This window comes from Aeromonas sobria, from assembly GCF_006243315.1.
Classification (GTDB): Bacteria; Pseudomonadota; Gammaproteobacteria; order Enterobacterales; family Aeromonadaceae; genus Aeromonas; species Aeromonas sobria_A.
The window spans coordinates 67,917-83,515 of sequence record NZ_NKWE01000027.1 but is presented as its reverse complement, the minus strand read 5'-3'; the positions used below and the strand labels follow the sequence as shown (position 1 = coordinate 83,515).

Annotated in this window: 18 protein-coding genes; 4 read left to right on the top strand and 14 right to left on the bottom strand. The window is 57.9% G+C overall.

Annotation, left to right across the window (positions count from 1 at the left end; translation table 11 throughout):
* Window positions 1-83 precede the first annotated feature (83 nt).
* The 5 genes from rplS to ffh all read right to left on the bottom strand — a co-directional run bounded on the left by rplS (window position 84) and on the right by ffh (window position 3,597).
* A complete protein-coding gene (gene rplS / locus CF137_RS09205) occupies window positions 84-431 on the bottom strand; it encodes a 50S ribosomal protein L19 (protein ID WP_005313505.1) in 348 nt (115 codons plus the stop codon).
* A gap of 32 nt (window positions 432-463) precedes the next feature.
* Window positions 464-1,213, bottom strand: a complete 750-nt coding sequence (trmD, locus tag CF137_RS09200; protein WP_005340400.1) for a tRNA (guanosine(37)-N1)-methyltransferase TrmD — start codon at window positions 1,211-1,213, stop codon at window positions 464-466.
* A gap of 34 nt (window positions 1,214-1,247) precedes the next feature.
* The gene (gene rimM, locus CF137_RS09195; protein ID WP_042024262.1) at window positions 1,248-1,769 is read right to left on the bottom strand and encodes a ribosome maturation factor RimM; all 522 of its coding nucleotides are present in this window, start codon (window positions 1,767-1,769) and stop codon (window positions 1,248-1,250) included.
* Window positions 1,770-1,793: 24 nt separating this feature from the next.
* The gene (rpsP, locus tag CF137_RS09190; RefSeq protein ID WP_021141082.1) at window positions 1,794-2,042 is read right to left on the bottom strand and encodes a 30S ribosomal protein S16; all 249 of its coding nucleotides are present in this window, start codon (window positions 2,040-2,042) and stop codon (window positions 1,794-1,796) included.
* A 178-nt stretch (window positions 2,043-2,220) separates the two neighbouring features.
* Window positions 2,221-3,597, bottom strand: coding sequence for a signal recognition particle protein (ffh, locus tag CF137_RS09185; protein ID WP_042024260.1), 1,377 nt, complete (start codon window positions 3,595-3,597; stop codon window positions 2,221-2,223).
* 202 nt (window positions 3,598-3,799) lie between these two features.
* Here ffh and CF137_RS09180 point away from each other — a divergent pair, with 202 nt between their 5' ends.
* Both CF137_RS09180 and CF137_RS09175 read left to right on the top strand, forming a co-directional pair.
* A complete protein-coding gene (locus tag CF137_RS09180) occupies window positions 3,800-4,588 on the top strand; it encodes a cytochrome C assembly family protein (RefSeq protein ID WP_139692459.1) in 789 nt (262 codons plus the stop codon).
* Window positions 4,589-4,630: 42 nt separating this feature from the next.
* The gene (locus tag CF137_RS09175) at window positions 4,631-5,911 is read left to right on the top strand and encodes an HlyC/CorC family transporter (RefSeq protein ID WP_139718814.1); all 1,281 of its coding nucleotides are present in this window, start codon (window positions 4,631-4,633) and stop codon (window positions 5,909-5,911) included.
* A 31-nt stretch (window positions 5,912-5,942) separates the two neighbouring features.
* Here CF137_RS09175 and CF137_RS09170 read toward each other — a convergent pair whose 3' ends face one another.
* The gene (locus tag CF137_RS09170) at window positions 5,943-6,410 is read right to left on the bottom strand and encodes an Rrf2 family transcriptional regulator (protein WP_139718813.1); all 468 of its coding nucleotides are present in this window, start codon (window positions 6,408-6,410) and stop codon (window positions 5,943-5,945) included.
* Window positions 6,411-6,521: 111 nt separating this feature from the next.
* On the opposite strand from CF137_RS09170, the gene hmpA reads away from it, so the two are divergent.
* Window positions 6,522-7,715, top strand: coding sequence for an NO-inducible flavohemoprotein (gene hmpA, locus CF137_RS09165; protein WP_139718812.1), 1,194 nt, complete (start codon window positions 6,522-6,524; stop codon window positions 7,713-7,715).
* A 100-nt stretch (window positions 7,716-7,815) separates the two neighbouring features.
* On the opposite strand, the gene CF137_RS09160 is transcribed toward hmpA, so the two are convergent.
* The 6 genes from CF137_RS09160 to CF137_RS09135 all read right to left on the bottom strand — a co-directional run bounded on the left by CF137_RS09160 (window position 7,816) and on the right by CF137_RS09135 (window position 12,757).
* The gene (locus CF137_RS09160; RefSeq protein ID WP_139718872.1) at window positions 7,816-8,427 is read right to left on the bottom strand and encodes a tetratricopeptide repeat protein; all 612 of its coding nucleotides are present in this window, start codon (window positions 8,425-8,427) and stop codon (window positions 7,816-7,818) included.
* Window positions 8,428-8,776: 349 nt separating this feature from the next.
* Window positions 8,777-9,712: a malate dehydrogenase gene (gene mdh, locus CF137_RS09155; RefSeq protein ID WP_139718811.1), complete on the bottom strand. Its 936-nt coding sequence runs from the start codon at window positions 9,710-9,712 to the stop codon at window positions 8,777-8,779.
* A gap of 222 nt (window positions 9,713-9,934) precedes the next feature.
* Window positions 9,935-10,597: an arginine ABC transporter permease ArtM gene (gene artM / locus CF137_RS09150; protein WP_068977372.1), complete on the bottom strand. Its 663-nt coding sequence runs from the start codon at window positions 10,595-10,597 to the stop codon at window positions 9,935-9,937.
* Window positions 10,598-10,600: 3 nt separating this feature from the next.
* Window positions 10,601-11,251 (bottom strand): arginine ABC transporter permease ArtQ, encoded by a 651-nt coding sequence (gene artQ, locus CF137_RS09145; RefSeq protein ID WP_042024246.1) that lies wholly within the window; start codon window positions 11,249-11,251, stop codon window positions 10,601-10,603.
* Between the two features lie 3 nt (window positions 11,252-11,254).
* Window positions 11,255-11,992, bottom strand: coding sequence for a transporter substrate-binding domain-containing protein (locus CF137_RS09140; RefSeq protein WP_058053929.1), 738 nt, complete (start codon window positions 11,990-11,992; stop codon window positions 11,255-11,257).
* A 24-nt stretch (window positions 11,993-12,016) separates the two neighbouring features.
* Window positions 12,017-12,757 (bottom strand): ATP-binding cassette domain-containing protein, encoded by a 741-nt coding sequence (locus CF137_RS09135; RefSeq protein WP_033114053.1) that lies wholly within the window; start codon window positions 12,755-12,757, stop codon window positions 12,017-12,019.
* A 201-nt stretch (window positions 12,758-12,958) separates the two neighbouring features.
* On the opposite strand from CF137_RS09135, the gene argR reads away from it, so the two are divergent.
* A complete protein-coding gene (gene argR, locus CF137_RS09130) occupies window positions 12,959-13,429 on the top strand; it encodes a transcriptional regulator ArgR (protein WP_005340378.1) in 471 nt (156 codons plus the stop codon).
* A gap of 90 nt (window positions 13,430-13,519) precedes the next feature.
* Here argR and CF137_RS09125 read toward each other — a convergent pair whose 3' ends face one another.
* Window positions 13,520-14,425, bottom strand: a complete 906-nt coding sequence (locus tag CF137_RS09125; RefSeq protein ID WP_139718810.1) for a Dyp-type peroxidase — start codon at window positions 14,423-14,425, stop codon at window positions 13,520-13,522.
* Window positions 14,426-14,528: 103 nt separating this feature from the next.
* The gene (locus CF137_RS09120) at window positions 14,529-15,563 is read right to left on the bottom strand and encodes an ABC transporter ATP-binding protein (RefSeq protein ID WP_139718871.1); all 1,035 of its coding nucleotides are present in this window, start codon (window positions 15,561-15,563) and stop codon (window positions 14,529-14,531) included.
* Window positions 15,564-15,599 lie beyond the last annotated feature (36 nt).

The window sequence follows — 15,599 nt, the reverse complement described above, 5'->3', positions numbered from 1 at the left end:
ATACAAAAAAGGCTCGCCATTGGCGAGCCTTTTCACTACCTGTCGAGCTATTTGCCGACATATCGACACTAATTCGAATCGAATTAGTTGAGCTTCTCTTTGATACGAGCAGCTTTACCGGACAGGTTGCGCAGGTAGTACAGTTTGGCGCGGCGAACATCACCACGACGCTTCAGTTCTACACTGTGGATCAGCGGAGAGTGAGTCTGGAATACACGCTCAACACCTTCGCCGTTGGAGATCTTGCGAACGGTGAAAGCAGAGTGCAGACCGCGGTTACGCTTGGCAATAACGATGCCTTCGAAAGCCTGCAGACGCTCTTTGCCACCTTCTTTAACACGCACTTGAACACGTACGGTGTCGCCCTGGGCAAAAGCCGGGATGTCGGTACGCAGTTGCTCTTGTTCAAGCTGCTGAATAATCTTGCTCATTGTCTTTCCTTACCTAGGATAAACTGAAAACTCTACTTAACGCTGTCACGCACTTCGCGGACATACTCGGCAAGAAGTGATTCTTGCTCGTCAGTCAGAGCTAGGTTGTTAATAAGTTCCGGCCTTCTTTGCCAGGTTCGTCCGAGCGATTGCTTGAGACGCCAGCGTCGAATCACTTCGTGATTGCCGCTTGTCAGCGCCTCGGGCACTGCCAATCCATCCAACACCTCTGGCCGAGTGTAGTGGGGATGATCCAGCAAGCCATCCGTGAAGGAGTCCTGCTCGGCACTGGCCTGATCGCCCAAGACCCCTGGGACCAAACGCGAAACCGCATCGATCAGGGTCATGGCAGGCAACTCGCCACCACTTAACACGTAATCCCCGATAGACCACTCTTCGTCGACTTCGGTTTGTATCACGCGTTCATCGATACCTTCGTATCGACCGGCTACCAGAATCAGTTTCTGATTCGTCGCCAACTCGGTTACGCCCGCTTGAGTCAGCTTGCGTCCCTGAGGAGAGAGATAGATGACTTTCGCCCCGTCTCCCGCCGCTTGCTTGGCTGCATGAATCGCGTCACGCAGCGGCTGAACCATCATTAACATGCCGGGCCCACCACCATAAGGACGATCATCGACCGTACGGTGTTTATCGTGGGTAAACTCCCGGGGGTTCCAGCACTCAATCTGCAGCAGGCCACTCTTGACGGCCCGACCCGTTACCCCGTGCTCGGTAATGGCTCGGAACATTTCAGGGAAGAGGCTAATAACCCCAATCCACATAAGAAACCTCCGGCACCCGTGTTAGCGCGGGAAACTAGAAACCAGGATCCCAATCAACTTCGATTGTTCGAGCAGTCAGATCAATATTCTTGATCACCTGCTCTTCCAGGAACGGAATCAACCGCTCCTTTGCACCAAAGGCATCTTTTACATTGGCCTCAACCACCAACACGTCGTTGGAGCCGGTTTCCATCAATTCGGTCACCTTGCCCAGGTCGTATCCCTTGGTGGTCATCACGGAGCAACCAATCAGGTCACGCCAGTAGAACTCACCTTCAGGCAACGCAGGCAATAGATCGGCGGGTACGCCAATCTCGACATTGGTCAATGCCAGGGCATCTTCGCGCACATCGATACCATCGAGTTTGCAGATCAGACCCTTGTTGTGACGCTTCCAGGCCGAGACCTTGAGTTCACGCCACACCCCGTTCTGACTAATCAGCCAGGGGTTGTAATCGAAAATCGCTTCGGCAACATCGGTGAAGGAGTTCACTTTAAGCCAACCCTTGATGCCATAAACGGTACCTAGGGTGCCCAGAACTATAGGTTTTTCCACCTTAACTCCTTACCGTTTGGCTGATTAAGCAGCTTTAGCAGCGTCTTTGATCAGCTTGGCAACGCGGTCAGAAACAGCGGCACCAGTAGCAACCCAATGCTCGATACGAGCCAGGTCCAGGTTCAGCTTTTCGGCAGAACCAGAAGCAACCGGGTTGAAGAAACCAACGCGCTCGATGAAGCGGCCGTCACGGGCGCAACGGCTGTCAGAAACTACTACCTGGTAAAACGGACGCTTTTTCGCGCCACCACGTTGTAAACGAATGGTTACCATATCGTCCTCATTAACATCTAATGAACAAGGCCCGCAAACACGCGGACCCTAGCTTAAAATAAGCCGCGTAATTCTACTTGGATTCGTAATAATTGCAACCAAGCCAGCCATTTTTTGCGCAGAACAGCAATGAAAAAGGGCCTGCCACCGCAGACCCCCCATAAACCCACAGGCCGGATCAGAACGGACCGCGACCGCCACCGAAACCGGGGGGCATCATGTTCTTCATCTGACTCATCATCTTGCGCATGCCGCCCTTACCGGACATCTTCTTCATCATGCGCTGCATCTCGGTGAACTGCTTGAGCAGCTTGTTCACGTCCTGCACCTGCATGCCGGAACCTGCCGCGATACGGCGTTTACGCGACCCTTTGATAAGGTCAGGATGAGCACGCTCCTTGGGCGTCATGGAGCTGATGATCGCCTCCATCCGCACGGTCAGCTTGTCATCCATCTGATCTTTCACGTTATCCGGCAAGCCAGACATACCGGGCAGCTTGTCGAGCATCCCCATCATGCCGCCCATGTTGCGCATCTGGGCCAGCTGCTCGCGGAAGTCTTCCAGATCAAAGCCCTTGCCACTCTTGACCTTGTCGGCCAGTTTGGCGGCTTTCTCTTTATCAACGTTGCGCTCGACTTCCTCGATCAGCGACAGCACATCGCCCATGCCGAGGATGCGGGAGGCGAGACGATCCGGGTGGAATGGCTCCAGCGCATCGGTCTTCTCGCCCATACCGATAAATTTGACCGGCTTGCCGGTGATGTGGCGCACCGACAGTGCGGCACCACCACGGGCATCACCGTCCGCCTTGGTGAGGATCACACCGGTGAGCGGCAGTGCCTCGTTGAACGCCTTGGCGGTGTTGGCGGCATCCTGACCAGTCATGGCATCGACCACGAACAGGGTCTCGACCGGCTTGATGGTGGCGTGCAGATGCTGGATCTCGGCCATCATCGCACTGTCGACGTGCAGACGACCGGCGGTATCGACGATCACCACGTCATAGAACTTCTTGCGCGCCTGATCGATGGCGGCAGTGGCAATGTCGACCGGCTTCTGGCTGGCATCGCTCGGGAAGAAGTCAACACCGATGTCGCTCGCCAGGGTCTCCAGCTGTTTGATCGCCGCAGGGCGATAAACGTCGGCACTGACCACCAGCACCTTCTTCTTGCTGCGCTCTTTGAGCAACTTGGCCAGTTTGCCGACCGTGGTGGTCTTACCGGCACCCTGCAGACCGGCCATCAGGATGATGGCGGGCGGCTGGGCAGCCAGGTTGAGCTGCTCGTTGGCCTCCCCCATCACGGTGACCAGCTCACCGTGCACAATTTTGATGAATGCCTGGCCCGGGCTCAGGGATTTGGCCACTTCCTGCCCGACGGCGCGCTCTTTGACGCGCGCCACGAAATCACGCACTACCGGCAGGGCGACATCCGCCTCGAGCAGCGCCATGCGGACTTCGCGCAGGGTTTCCTTGATGTTGTCTTCGGTCAGGCGACCACGGCCACTGACATTGCGCAAGGTGCGCGAGAGTCGTTCAGTCAAATTCTCAAACATGACGGATTCCGGTTCTTGGCGTAATAAATTGGGGGCATTATAACCCAGAGCGGGCGCGAGGACGATTATTCACCGCACGGCAGCAATAGGGACCTGCTCCCTATATATGGGCAGATCGGCCGTTGCACAACTGGCGAGCACTTCATGTGCAAGGTATACTGCCCCTCTTACCCTCAAAAGCTTGTGTAACAACGACCTGGTTATGATCGTAATCTCTGTTCTGGCCCTGGCGTTCTATCTGCTGGCCATCATCGCCTCCCTGCATCTGTTACTGAGCGCCAAGCCGGTGGGACAGCGCTCCCTGTTTGCCTGTATCGGATTGGCCCTGATCGCCCATGCCAGCACCCTGGGTTCAGAAATCCTGCAAGGGACTGGCCAAAACCTGAGTATGCTCAACGTCGCCTCGCTGGTGAGTCTGATCATCAGTTGTTTCATGAGCTGTATCACGCGCCGTTTCAACGGCTGGATACTGCTGCCGGTGGTATACAGTTTCTCGGCCCTGCTGCTGGCCGCCAGCGCCCTGATCCCGGGGCGTTACATCACCCATCTTGAGGCTCACCCCCAGCTGTTGCTGCATATCGGCCTCGCTTTGATGGCCTATTCGGTATTGATGATCGCCTGCCTGTTTGCACTGCAGCTTGCCTGCCTGAACAAACAGCTTAAATCGAGAAAAATCAGTAACCTGCCAGCCATGCCACCGCTAATGACCGTGGAGAAACGGCTGTTCCAGCTGATCTCTGCCGGGGTACTGCTGCTGACCCTCTCCATCGCCTCCGGACTCTTCTTTCTTGAAGACATGTTCGCCCAGGGCAAATCTCACAAGACGGTGCTCTCCATCCTGGCCTGGTGTGTCTACGTGCTGCTGCTGTGGGGCCATCACACCTATGGCTGGCGCGGCCGCAAAGTGATTACCCTGAGCCTCATTGGCAGCTTTATCCTTACCCTCGCCTACTTTGGCAGCCGCTTCGTCAAAGAAGTACTACTGAGCTGACCCTCTCTTTATTTTCGTCACACCATCCAACAGGAGCCCTTTTTGGACAGCATCTCAACGAGCACATTACTGATTGTTCTCGTTATTTTGATCCTCTTATCCGCCTTCTTCTCCAGTTCCGAAACTGGCCTGATGTCCATCAACCGCTACAAACTCCGGCATTTAGCCCAAACCAAACATAAAGGCGCACGCCGCGTCGAGAAAATGCTGGCCCGCCCCGATCGCCTGCTGGGGTTGATCCTGATCGGCAACAATCTGGTTAACATTCTCGCCTCCGCCATCGCCACCATCGTCTGTATTCGGCTGTTTGGCGATCTCGGGGTCGCCATCGCCACCTTCGGCCTGACCCTGGTGGTACTGGTGTTCGGTGAAGTGACCCCCAAGACGCTGGCAGCCATGTATCCGGAAAAAATTGCCTATCCGGCCTCCTGGATCCTCAAAGGTCTGATGGTGCCACTGTCGCCGCTGGTCTGGCTGATCAACGGCATCACCAGCGTTCTGCTCAAGATGCTGAAGATCACCCCCAACAAGAATGACTCCCTCAACACCGAAGAGCTGCGCACCATAGTCAACGAGGCGGGCAGCCTGATACCGCAACGTCATCAGGAGATGCTGATCAGCATCCTTGATCTCGACAAGATGCTGGTCGAAGACATCATGGTGCCGCGCAGCGATATCTACGCCATCGACATCAACGATGACTGGAAAACCATACTGCGCCAGCTGGCTCACTGCGCCCACACCAAGATCCTGCTCTATCGCGACAACATCGACGACGTTGTCGGCTTTTTGCACGCTCGCGATGCCCTGCGGCTGATGGCAAGGGATCAGTTCAACAAGTCGAGTCTGTTACGGGAAGTGGATGAAATTTATTTCATTCCGGAAGGGACGCCCCTCAACGTGCAACTGGCCAAGTTCCAGCGCAACAAGGAGCGGATTGGCCTGATTGTCGATGAGTATGGCGATATTCAGGGGTTGATCACGCTCGATGACATCTTGGAAGAGATTGTGGGTGACTTCACCACCTCCATGACGCCGGCACCCAGCGACGAGATCCACCCCCAACCGGATGGCACGTTTCTAGTGGAAGGCTCGGCCAGTGTGCGCGAGCTGAACAAGGAGATGAACTGGCATCTGCCCATCGACGGGCCACGAACCCTCAACGGTCTGATCCTCGAATATCTGGAGGAGATCCCCCAAGCCAACATCGGGCTCCGGCTGGCAGGTTATCCTATCGAGATCCTCGAAGTGGAGAACAACATGGTCAAGATGGCGCGGATCATGCCGGCTTCTTACCTGGCAAAACCAGACTCACAACATTAAAAAAGGGCTGCCGATGGCAGCCCTTTTCCAATCACTCGTCCTCTTCATCCGGCTCCAGCACCAGGGTCGGGATCAACTCGCCGAACACCTTTTGCAACTCGTCACGGTTGGCCAGCAAGTCTTGCAGGGTATAACTGTCCATCACCGCCAGAAATGCATCCATCGCCTCTCGCAGCGCACTCTTGAGCAAACAGACCGAGACGATGTGGCAGAGGGGCGAGCCGCAGTCGATCCCGTCCAGATTGCCTTCCAGCGCCCGGATCACCTGCCCGACATTGATGGTGGCCGGATCGCAAGCCATGCGAATACCGCCATTCTTACCCCGCTGGGATTGCAGATAGCCCAGCTTCACCAGCTGATTGACTACCTTCACCATGTGGTTGCGGGAAACGCCGTACAAGGCCGATACCTTGGCAACGCTCGACAACTCCCCTTCGGGCAGGGTGGCCAGATAGAGCAGGGCTCTCAATCCGAAATCTGTATAACTGGTTAGTCTCATAAAACCTGATTAGCGCGATGCGAAAAGTGGAGTATTGATTCAAATCAAATAAACATCTAGGATGCCACTTATTAAATGACATTTTATATGTTCAATTAGAACGAGGCCCCTATGCTAGATCAAACCACAGTTGCCGTCATCAAAAGCACCATTCCGCTGCTCGAATCGGCAGGTCCTGCCCTCACCCAGCACTTCTACCAACGGATGTTCAGCCATAACCCGGAGCTGAAAGATATCTTCAACCTGGCCCATCAACGCAGTGGCGGCCAGCCGCTGGCCCTGTTCAATGCAGTCGCTGCTTACGCCAAGAATATCGACAATCTGGGGGCACTTGCCGGTGCGGTCGAGCGGATTGCACACAAACATACCGGATTCCTGATCCAGCCGGAACAATATCACATTGTAGGTAGTCATCTCTTGGCCACGCTCAAAGAATTGGGCGGAAGTGCGGTCACCGATGAAGTGCTGGAAGCATGGGGCAAGGCCTATGGCGTACTGGCCGACATCTTCATCGGCCGCGAGCGGGAGATCTATCAGGAGAAGGCAAATCAGGATGGCGGCTGGCAAGGTAGCCGCAGTTTCATTATCAAGGAGAAGCGGGCCGAGAGCGCCCTCATCACCTCCTTCCTGCTGGCGCCGGATGATGGCAAGCCGGTATTGGCCTTCAAACCGGGCCAATACCTCAGCGTCAAGCTGGTCCACCCCGAGCTCGAATATCAGGAGATCCGCCAATACTCCCTCTCCGATGCCCCCAACGGGCAGGATTACCGCATCAGCGTCAAGCGTGAGCCGCAGGGTCAGGTCTCCAACCTGCTGCACGATCACCTGCAGGCGGGCGACAAAATAGAGGTGATGCCACCCACCGGTGATTTCTACCTGAAAGCGGATAGCCAGACGCCGGTCGTGCTGCTCTCGGCCGGGGTCGGCCTCACTCCCATGATGAGCATGCTCAACCAGCTGCTGGCGAGCGGCCATCAGGCAGACATCACCTGGCTGCACGCCTGCGAAGATGGCCGCCTCCACGCCTTCCGGGAAGATATCCGGAACAAGCGCAGCCAGTACACCAATCTGGTCAGCCGGGTCTGGTATCGGGAGCCGCAGGCCAGTGACGTGCTGGGCGAAGATTACGACCTAGCCGGCACCATGGATCTGGCCGCAGTGCAGGAGCGCATCACGCCACAGGCTCACTACTACTTCTGTGGCCCCGTCGGCTTCATGCAGGAGATCAAGCGGCAACTGCTGGCGGCGGGGGTGCCTGCCGGGCAGCTCCATTACGAAGTTTTTGGCCCCCATCAAGATCTCTAAGACGCGGGCGGCCATATAACAGAGGGAGGTTGCGGCCTGTCATGGCACGGCGGCTGGAACCGGACCCACAGATGCAGATCTGTGGGTCATTTTTTTGGATTCAGTGCATCGCCTTGGCGCGGGCGACCACGTTGGCCGGCATCCGGTTGCCAAGACGGCTGAGCAGACTCGCCGCCTTCTGGTGCAGGGCCTTATCACCAATGACGGAGCCATGGAGCCAGCGGTAGGCATCCTCATAATCGAGCGGACTGCCCATCCCTTGCAGCAGCATCTCGACCCACTCGATGCGGGCCCGCAGAAAACCGAGGCTGGCCGCCTCGCGCATCAGAGTCTCGGCTCGCACCAGATCCTTCTGCACCAGGGTTCCCTTCCAGTAGTAGCTGCCCAACTGCTCCAGCGCAGGCGCCAACCCGTGATTGGCCGCCTCCCACAGATATTGCACCCCGAGCTCGGCATTGGGTTTGGTACAAACACCCCACGCCAACATATCCCCCCACAGGAATTGATAGGCCGGGATCTTCATCACCGAGGCGCGCGCTTCGATATCCTGAGTCAGCTGACAGCGATCCTGCTTCACCTGAGTGAGATGGCGCCCCTGCTCAATCCAGTTGAGCAGTTCGTCCTGTCGATAGAGCGGCACTGCCTGCAACTCGCCAGCGGCCAGAGGAGCAGGAGGCGCAACCGCAGCAGCGGGTTCCGCCGGCTGTGGCAGCGGTGCGGCCCCCTCGCCACTGCTGGCGACCGGCGTGACCGGATCGGCCGGGAGCAAAATGGGGGCAGCCTCAGAGGGCGTGGGCGTGGCCGCCACCGCAGCACTGCTTGCGGTCGGTGTCGAGGCACTGACCGCTGGCGCATCGCTCGATACGGCAGCCGATACCGCCTCGGCCCCATAGAGGGGCGCGCTGAATGCACCGACAAGAACGAGAAGGGTAAGGGGTTTCATCATAAGGATCTCCTGCTGCACTCTGTTATCGGCACCAACCCCCATCCCCTTAGCCTGCGGGCAGATCTCATCAATACAAAAGGGAGCCGAAGCTCCCTTGTTGCCACGGTTGACCCGCTTACTTGACGAAATCGACACCCAGCTGGATATCGGCTTTCAGAGTAGCCAGCATGCCTTCCATCGCTTCTTGCTCGAAGGCGCTCAGCTTGCCGTAATCCAGTACGGTTTCGACGCCGTTCTTGCCCAGCAGCACCGGCTGCGCGAAGAAGGTAGCGTGCTCGCCGTTGCCTTCCACATAGGCGCACTCAACGATGTTGGCTTCGCCCTGCAGACCCTTGATGAGCGACAAGCCGAAACGGCAGGCCGCCTGACCCATGGAGAGGGTCGCAGAACCGCCACCGGCTTTGGCTTCCACCACTTCGGTACCGGCATTCTGGATGCGCTTGGTCATGGCAGCTACTTCCTCAGCAGTGAAGGAGGCGCCTTCAATCTGGGAGAGCAGCGGCAGGATAGTAACGCCACTGTGACCACCGATCACGTTGACGCGTACCTTATCGACGTTCAGCCCTTTGGCGGCAGCGACGAAGGTTTCGGCGCGGATCACGTCCAGGGTGGTAATACCGAACAGGCGGCGCTTGTCATAAACACCGGCTTTCTTCAGCACTTCGGCAGCGATGGCGACCGTGGTGTTGACCGGGTTGGTGATGATGCCGATCAGTGCTTTCGGGCAAGTGGCCGCACACTTCTCGACCAGATTCTTGACGATACCGGCGTTGATGTTAAACAGGTCGGAGCGATCCATCCCCGGCTTGCGTGCCACACCGGCGGAGATCAGCACCACATCGGCGCCAACCAGCGCAGGAGTCGGATCTTCACCGCAGAAGCCCTTGATGGCAACGTCGGTAGGAATATGACTGAGGTCAACGGCCACACCCGGGGTGACCGGGGCGATGTCATACAGGCTCAGCTCGGAGCCAGCCGGCAGACGGTTTTTCAACAGCAGAGCGAGGGCTTGACCGATGCCACCAGCGGCACCCAGAACGGCAACTTTCATGATCAACTCCATGTTTAAGCGTAGGTTTAAGGTTGTTTGTTGTTGTGGGCCCAACCTTAATTGATCCCCCTATAAAAAACAATCTGATAACAGTTGCAGTCACGGGTTCTGTGAGCGACGAAACAAGCGGGAATAAAAAATGGGGTTAAATACAGAAAGTTGGAGGGGAAGCACAGTTTTTTTGCGCTTCCACTTACCAATAAAGAGGTATTAAAGCGGCACTCAGGATTGAAACGCCAACGCCCGTTTTTCACACCAGCGAAAACCAATTGTTAACAATCCGTTCATCGCCAGATAAAGTCCGCCAGCCACCCCGAACACCGCCAGGGTATCGTAGGTCTGGGCATTCAACCCCTGTGCCAGCCCCATGATATCCATGATGGTGATGGTACTGGCGAGTGAACTCCCCTTGAGCACCAGGATCACCTCGTTGGAATAGGCGGGCACCAGATGGCGGGCGGCGTGGCGCACCTTCATCCAGAGGGTCTGCCCAGCCGAAAACCCCAGTGCCCGACATGCCTCCACCTCACCGGCCGGGATGGCATCGAGTGCCCCCTTGAACAGTCGGGTGGAGTAAGCCGCCGTGTTGAGACCCAGCGCCAGCACGGCGCAGAACCAGGGCTGCTTGAGCAGTGGCCAGAGCGGGCTGGCCTTAAGCCACTCGAACTGACCCGGCCCGTAGTAAATCAGGAAGATCTGAATGAGCAGCGGCGTGCCGGTAAAGATCAGCACCCACAGCTGCACCAGCTGGGTCGCCACCGGCAGCCGCAACTCCAGCACCCAGGTCATCAGGGCCGCCAATGCGATTCCCAACAGCAAGCTGAACAGGGTCAGCTCCAGCGTGGTGACCAGACCGCCCAGCAAAGTGACGAGATACTCTTGCATCAGTTAGCCTCCGTAGCGGCGGGTGTAGCGGGCAGCCAGCCCGAGGCCGAACTCACTTACCAGACTGATGGCCAGATAGATGAGGGCGGCGGCGGCATACCAGGTGAAGGGCTCATAGGTACTGGCCGAGGCCATCTGCGCCTGGCGCATCATCTCGTTCACCCCGATCAGCGACACCAGCGCGGTGTCTTTCAGTAGCACCAGCCACTGGTTACCAAGGCCCGGCAAGGCGTGACGCCACGCCTGCGGCAACACGATGCGAAAGAAGATGTGGCCCTTGCCAAGACCAAGCGCCAACGCCGCCAGCCGTTGACCTGAAGGCACAGCATTGAGCGCTGCCCGCAGGGTCTGGGTCGCATAGCTGGCAAACAGCAGGGAGAGCGCCAGCACGCCGCAGGCGAACGGGCTGAACTCCACATACTCGCCGGTGATGAGGAACAGCACCTGGGTCGAGCCGAAGTAGATGAACAGCACCACCAGCAACTCGGGCAGGCCACGGATCAGCGTGGTCAGGGTGGCCACCGGCCACACCAGCGCACGCTGTTTGCTAAGCTCGGCGGCACTGAACGCCAGTGCCAATACCATGCCCCCGACCAGTGATGCCAAGGCCAGCCCGAGGGTCATCCAGGCTGCATCCAACAACAGGCTCAACATGGCTTACTGCGCGAAGTATTTGTCGAAAATTTTCTGATAGGTGCCATTGGCCTTGATCTCGGCCAGCCCCTTGTTAAGCTGAGTCAGCAGCTCCTGATTACCCTTGGCCACTGCGATGCCAAAGCCGGTACCGAAGTACTTGGCATCGGTCACCGGTGTACCCACCACCGCATACTCCTTGTGCTGCTTCAGCCAGTCGGCAGCGACCGCAGTATCGGCAAACACACCGTCGGTACGGCCATTCATCATGTCGAGGAAGGCGCTCTGGTAGCTGGCGTAAGGCACGGTCAGCAGACCCTTGCTCACCCAGTTATCCACCAGATAGGACTGGTGAGAGGTACCGTTCTGCACGCCAACGGTCTTGTCGACCATCTCTTCCGGCCCCTTGAAGGCACCTTTCTTGGCGACGAATACCGCCGAGTTCTCGTAGTAGATGTCGGAGAAATCGACCTGAGCGGAGCGCTCCGGGGTCACGTCCATGGCGGCGATGGCGGCATCGTAGCGACGGAATTTCAGGCTGGGGATCAGGCTGTCAAAGGCCTGGTTGTGAAAGCTGCACTCCAGCTTGGCCTGCTCGCAGATGGCGCGAGCCAGATCGATGTCAAAACCCTGAAACTCGTTCTTGTCATCCAGGTATTCGAACGGCGCGTAGGTGGCCTCGGTGGCAAACTTGATCTCTTTGGCCATGACGGAGGTACTCAACAGACCCATGGCAGCAACCAACAACAGACTCTTTTTCATGACAGCTTCCTTATCGATTCAATATCAATGCATCAAGAATTCGGCAAACCGGCTGGTTTGCGGGGATTGGAAAATGGCGGCGGTGCCGGATTCGATGATCCGCCCCTTCTCCAGATAAATCACCTGACTGGCCACCTTGCGGGCAAAGTCGACCTCGTGGGTCACCACCACCTGGGTAATGCCGGTCTGGCTCAGGTTGCGGATGATCTCGGCCACCTCTTTGGTGATCTCGGGATCCAGCGCCGCAGTCGGTTCGTCAAACAGCAGCACTTCCGGGTCCATCATCAGGGTACGGGCAATGGCCACCCGCTGTTGCTGGCCGCCGGATAAACGGGCAGGCCAGGCATCGCGCTTGTCGGCCAGTTGCAGCTGGGCCAGCAGATAAGCCCCCTTCTCGATGGCGGCCTCCTTGCTCATGCCGAGCACCTTGACCGGCGCTTCAATCAGATTCTCCATCACGGTGAGATGTGGCCAGAGATTGTACTGCTGGAACACCATGCCCACCTTGCGACGCAGCAGTTGGCACTGGCGGTTGAATTCGGCAGCAGAGAGGGAGTTCGGGAAAGAAAATTCACTTTCACCAATCCGCAAAACACCCGCATCCGGGGTATCCAGCAGGTTCATCATCCGTAGCAGGGAACTCTTGCCAGCACCGCTCGGGCCCAGCAACACCAAGGTTTCACCGGGGGATGTCCGAAAGCTGACCTGTTGCAGAACCGGCACCTTGTGCCAGGATTTCTCGATACCTATTAATTCAATACCCATACAGCCCAATTGAATAAGTTTTCAAAATTTCATCCCGATTCTATCCCTAATAAAGGTCGATGCAAGCCATTTTTGAATCAATATGCAGAACAAGCGCCGCTTCCTTGCAAAAAACGGCATATGAATGCAAAATGGCCTCGCTGTTCGTATCTGCCGCCTGTGCTGCACAGGCCGCCACACCTCCTCATTCGTGAGACCAAGATGAAACACAACGACAAGCAAGAAAAACTGGCCAAGGCCTTTAAAGCCTTGCTGAAAGAAGAGCGCTTTGGCTCCCAGGCAGAAATCGTCACCGCTCTGCAAGAGCTGGGCTTCGAGAACATCAACCAGTCCAAGGTATCGCGCATGCTGAGCCGCTTCGGCGCCGTTCGCACCCGCAACGCCAAGATGGAGATGGTCTACTGCCTGCCGGTGGAACTGGGCGTGCCCACCACCTCCAGCCCGCTCAAGAATCTGGTACTGGACGTCGACCACAACGGCGCACTGGTGGTGATCCACACCAGCCCGGGCGCGGCCCAGCTGATCGCCCGCCTGCTCGACTCCCTCGGTAAGGCAGAAGGGATCCTCGGCACCATCGCCGGTGATGACACCATCTTCATCACCCCGACCAGCGACACCGATATCGAAGAGCTCTACCTCTCCGCCCTCGAGCTGTTCGAACAGACCCCGTAATGGTGGCCACCGCGTCATAGCGGTCACGCCAGAACGAAAAATCCCGGCCAAGGCCGGGATTTTTGTTTTCTGCATCTTCGTCAGGTGGGCTTATTTGCCCTGCGCCATCAAAAAACCTTCCGATGGGGCGAAGAAAGCCGCGCCGGTCACTGCCTTGGTGAAGCGCAACAGGTGGTCGAAGTGGCTGCCCTCCCCCTTGTACATACTGGCCAGCATGGCGTTGAAGTGCAGCGGTGTACGGCAGCAAGAGATGAAGTAGAGCCCCTGCTCGCTCATGGTGCCCCAGGGCATGCTCTGGCGCAGGATCTCCATGGACTCCCCTTTCGGTGTCTTGAGGTTGACCCGCTTGATGTGGGCGGTCAGCGGCTTGGCGGCAGACTCATACTCGATGTTGTCAGGCTTGGTGCGACCTATGATGTCTTCCTGCTCTTTTTGCGCCAGCTTCTCCCAGTCGCTCATGGCGTGAACCCAGCGCTGAACATGGATGTAGGAGCCACCGGCAAACTCGCTCTCGGCCAGCAGCGCCACTTCGGCGCGGTGCTCATCCTGCGGGTTCTCGGTGCCGTCGACAAAACCGGTCAGGTCGCGGCAATCCAGGTTGCGGAAACCGCGCACCTCTTCGGCCAGCTCTACCACTCCGGCCAGCAGCGCCATCACTCGGTGACCGACGTGATGCAGCACATCCACCCGATCGGCACGTAGCTGCACGAAGAGATCAAACGGGGTGTTGGGGGCTTCCTGACCGTTGGCGGATTGCGCCATAAAGCCGCGGAACTGGGGCGGACGGGCGGCAGGATAGAGGCCATCCCAGGCATCGGCGCCAACGGCGACCAGACCGCTGAACCCGGCATCGGGGAAATCGGCAGCCACCGCCTGCCACAGGGCGGGCAGTTTGGCCAGACGGCCGACCAGTTCGGCGGCATCGCCGGTGCGATTGAACATCAGATAGAGGGCGTGCAGATTCGGCTCTGCGCAGATCCCGGCTTGGGCTTTCATATATCTCTCCCCTGAGTAGGCGTTAGCGTTACGGGCTATTTGCGTTGCGCGATTATAAACCAGAGTTGTTCCAGTTCTTTGATTTCACGACGATATCACGCGTTCAGGGCAAAGGGTCAAACAACACCAGCCCATGGGGGGCGACCTTGATACGGGCCTGCATCCCTGCAAGAGGCTCTCCAATGCTCGCCTCCAGCCGCAGCTCTCCACACTCGAACAGCACCCGGCAGTGGTGACCGAGGAACTGCTGTTCCACCACCTTGAGCTCGCCATCTGCAGCATTCTCCAGCAACAGCTGCTGGGGTCTGAGCATCAGCTGCAACTGCTCACCCACCGCGCGACCATGGGGCTCGCTGCCACAGATGACCCCGAGCGCCGTCTGCACGCAGTGGCTGTCCACCACCTCGGCGGCCAGATAGTTGACGCCACCGAGAAATTCCGCCACGAAGCGGTTTTGCGGGCGGCGATAGAGCTGCTCCGGCTGACCCACCTGCTCGATATGGCCAGAACGAAACAGTGCCAGCCGATCGGCGAAGGCGAAGGCCTCCTCCTTGCTGTGGCTGACGAAGATGGCGCCGATCCCCTGCTGCTTGAGCAGGGCGCGGATCTCGAGGATCAACTTCATCCGCACCTGGGTATCGATGTTGGAGAAGGGCTCATCCAGCAGCATCAGCCGTGGTTTGCACACCAGCGCCCGGGCGATGGCCACCCGCTGCTGCTGACCGCCGGAGAGCTGGTGCGGATAACGATCCCCCAGCCCCTGCAGATTGACCAGCGCCAGCGCCTCGTCCACCTGTTGCTGACGAGCGCGGCGATCGAGTCGGGTCAGACTGAAGCCGACGTTGTCGGCCACCGTCAGGTGGGGGAAGAGGGCGTAATCCTGGAAGATCATCCCGATATTGCGCGCCTCGGGCGGCACGCTGGCACCCGGCCCGTCGAGCTGGGTATCGCCGAGGCGAATCGAGCCCTCTGCCAACGGCAGCAGGCCGGCGATGGCCTTGAGCAGCGTGGTTTTGCCGCAACCGCTCGCCCCCAGCAAGCAGACGATCTCGTTGTCTGCCACCGTCAGGGAGAGCTGTTCCAGCACATTGCGGCCGTTGTAACGGCAACTGACATTTTCAACCTGCAAGCAAGACAAGGCTGACATCCTCTCGTTTCTGGCGGTGCACAGCCT

Coding starts and splice junctions, on each gene's coding strand:
- rplS (WP_005313505.1), bottom strand. CDS start 431: ATGAGCAAGATTATTCAGCAGCTTGAACAAGAGCAACTGCGTACCGAC.
- trmD (WP_005340400.1), bottom strand. CDS start 1,213: ATGTGGATTGGGGTTATTAGCCTCTTCCCTGAAATGTTCCGAGCCATT.
- rpsP (WP_021141082.1), bottom strand. CDS start 2,042: ATGGTAACCATTCGTTTACAACGTGGTGGCGCGAAAAAGCGTCCGTTT.
- ffh (WP_042024260.1), bottom strand. CDS start 3,597: ATGTTTGAGAATTTGACTGAACGACTCTCGCGCACCTTGCGCAATGTC.
- CF137_RS09180 (WP_139692459.1), top strand. CDS start 3,800: ATGATCGTAATCTCTGTTCTGGCCCTGGCGTTCTATCTGCTGGCCATC.
- CF137_RS09170 (WP_139718813.1), bottom strand. CDS start 6,410: ATGAGACTAACCAGTTATACAGATTTCGGATTGAGAGCCCTGCTCTAT.
- hmpA (WP_139718812.1), top strand. CDS start 6,522: ATGCTAGATCAAACCACAGTTGCCGTCATCAAAAGCACCATTCCGCTG.
- mdh (WP_139718811.1), bottom strand. CDS start 9,712: ATGAAAGTTGCCGTTCTGGGTGCCGCTGGTGGCATCGGTCAAGCCCTC.
- artM (WP_068977372.1), bottom strand. CDS start 10,597: ATGCAAGAGTATCTCGTCACTTTGCTGGGCGGTCTGGTCACCACGCTG.
- artQ (WP_042024246.1), bottom strand. CDS start 11,251: ATGTTGAGCCTGTTGTTGGATGCAGCCTGGATGACCCTCGGGCTGGCC.
- CF137_RS09140 (WP_058053929.1), bottom strand. CDS start 11,992: ATGAAAAAGAGTCTGTTGTTGGTTGCTGCCATGGGTCTGTTGAGTACC.
- CF137_RS09135 (WP_033114053.1), bottom strand. CDS start 12,757: ATGGGTATTGAATTAATAGGTATCGAGAAATCCTGGCACAAGGTGCCG.
- argR (WP_005340378.1), top strand. CDS start 12,959: ATGAAACACAACGACAAGCAAGAAAAACTGGCCAAGGCCTTTAAAGCC.
- CF137_RS09125 (WP_139718810.1), bottom strand. CDS start 14,425: ATGAAAGCCCAAGCCGGGATCTGCGCAGAGCCGAATCTGCACGCCCTC.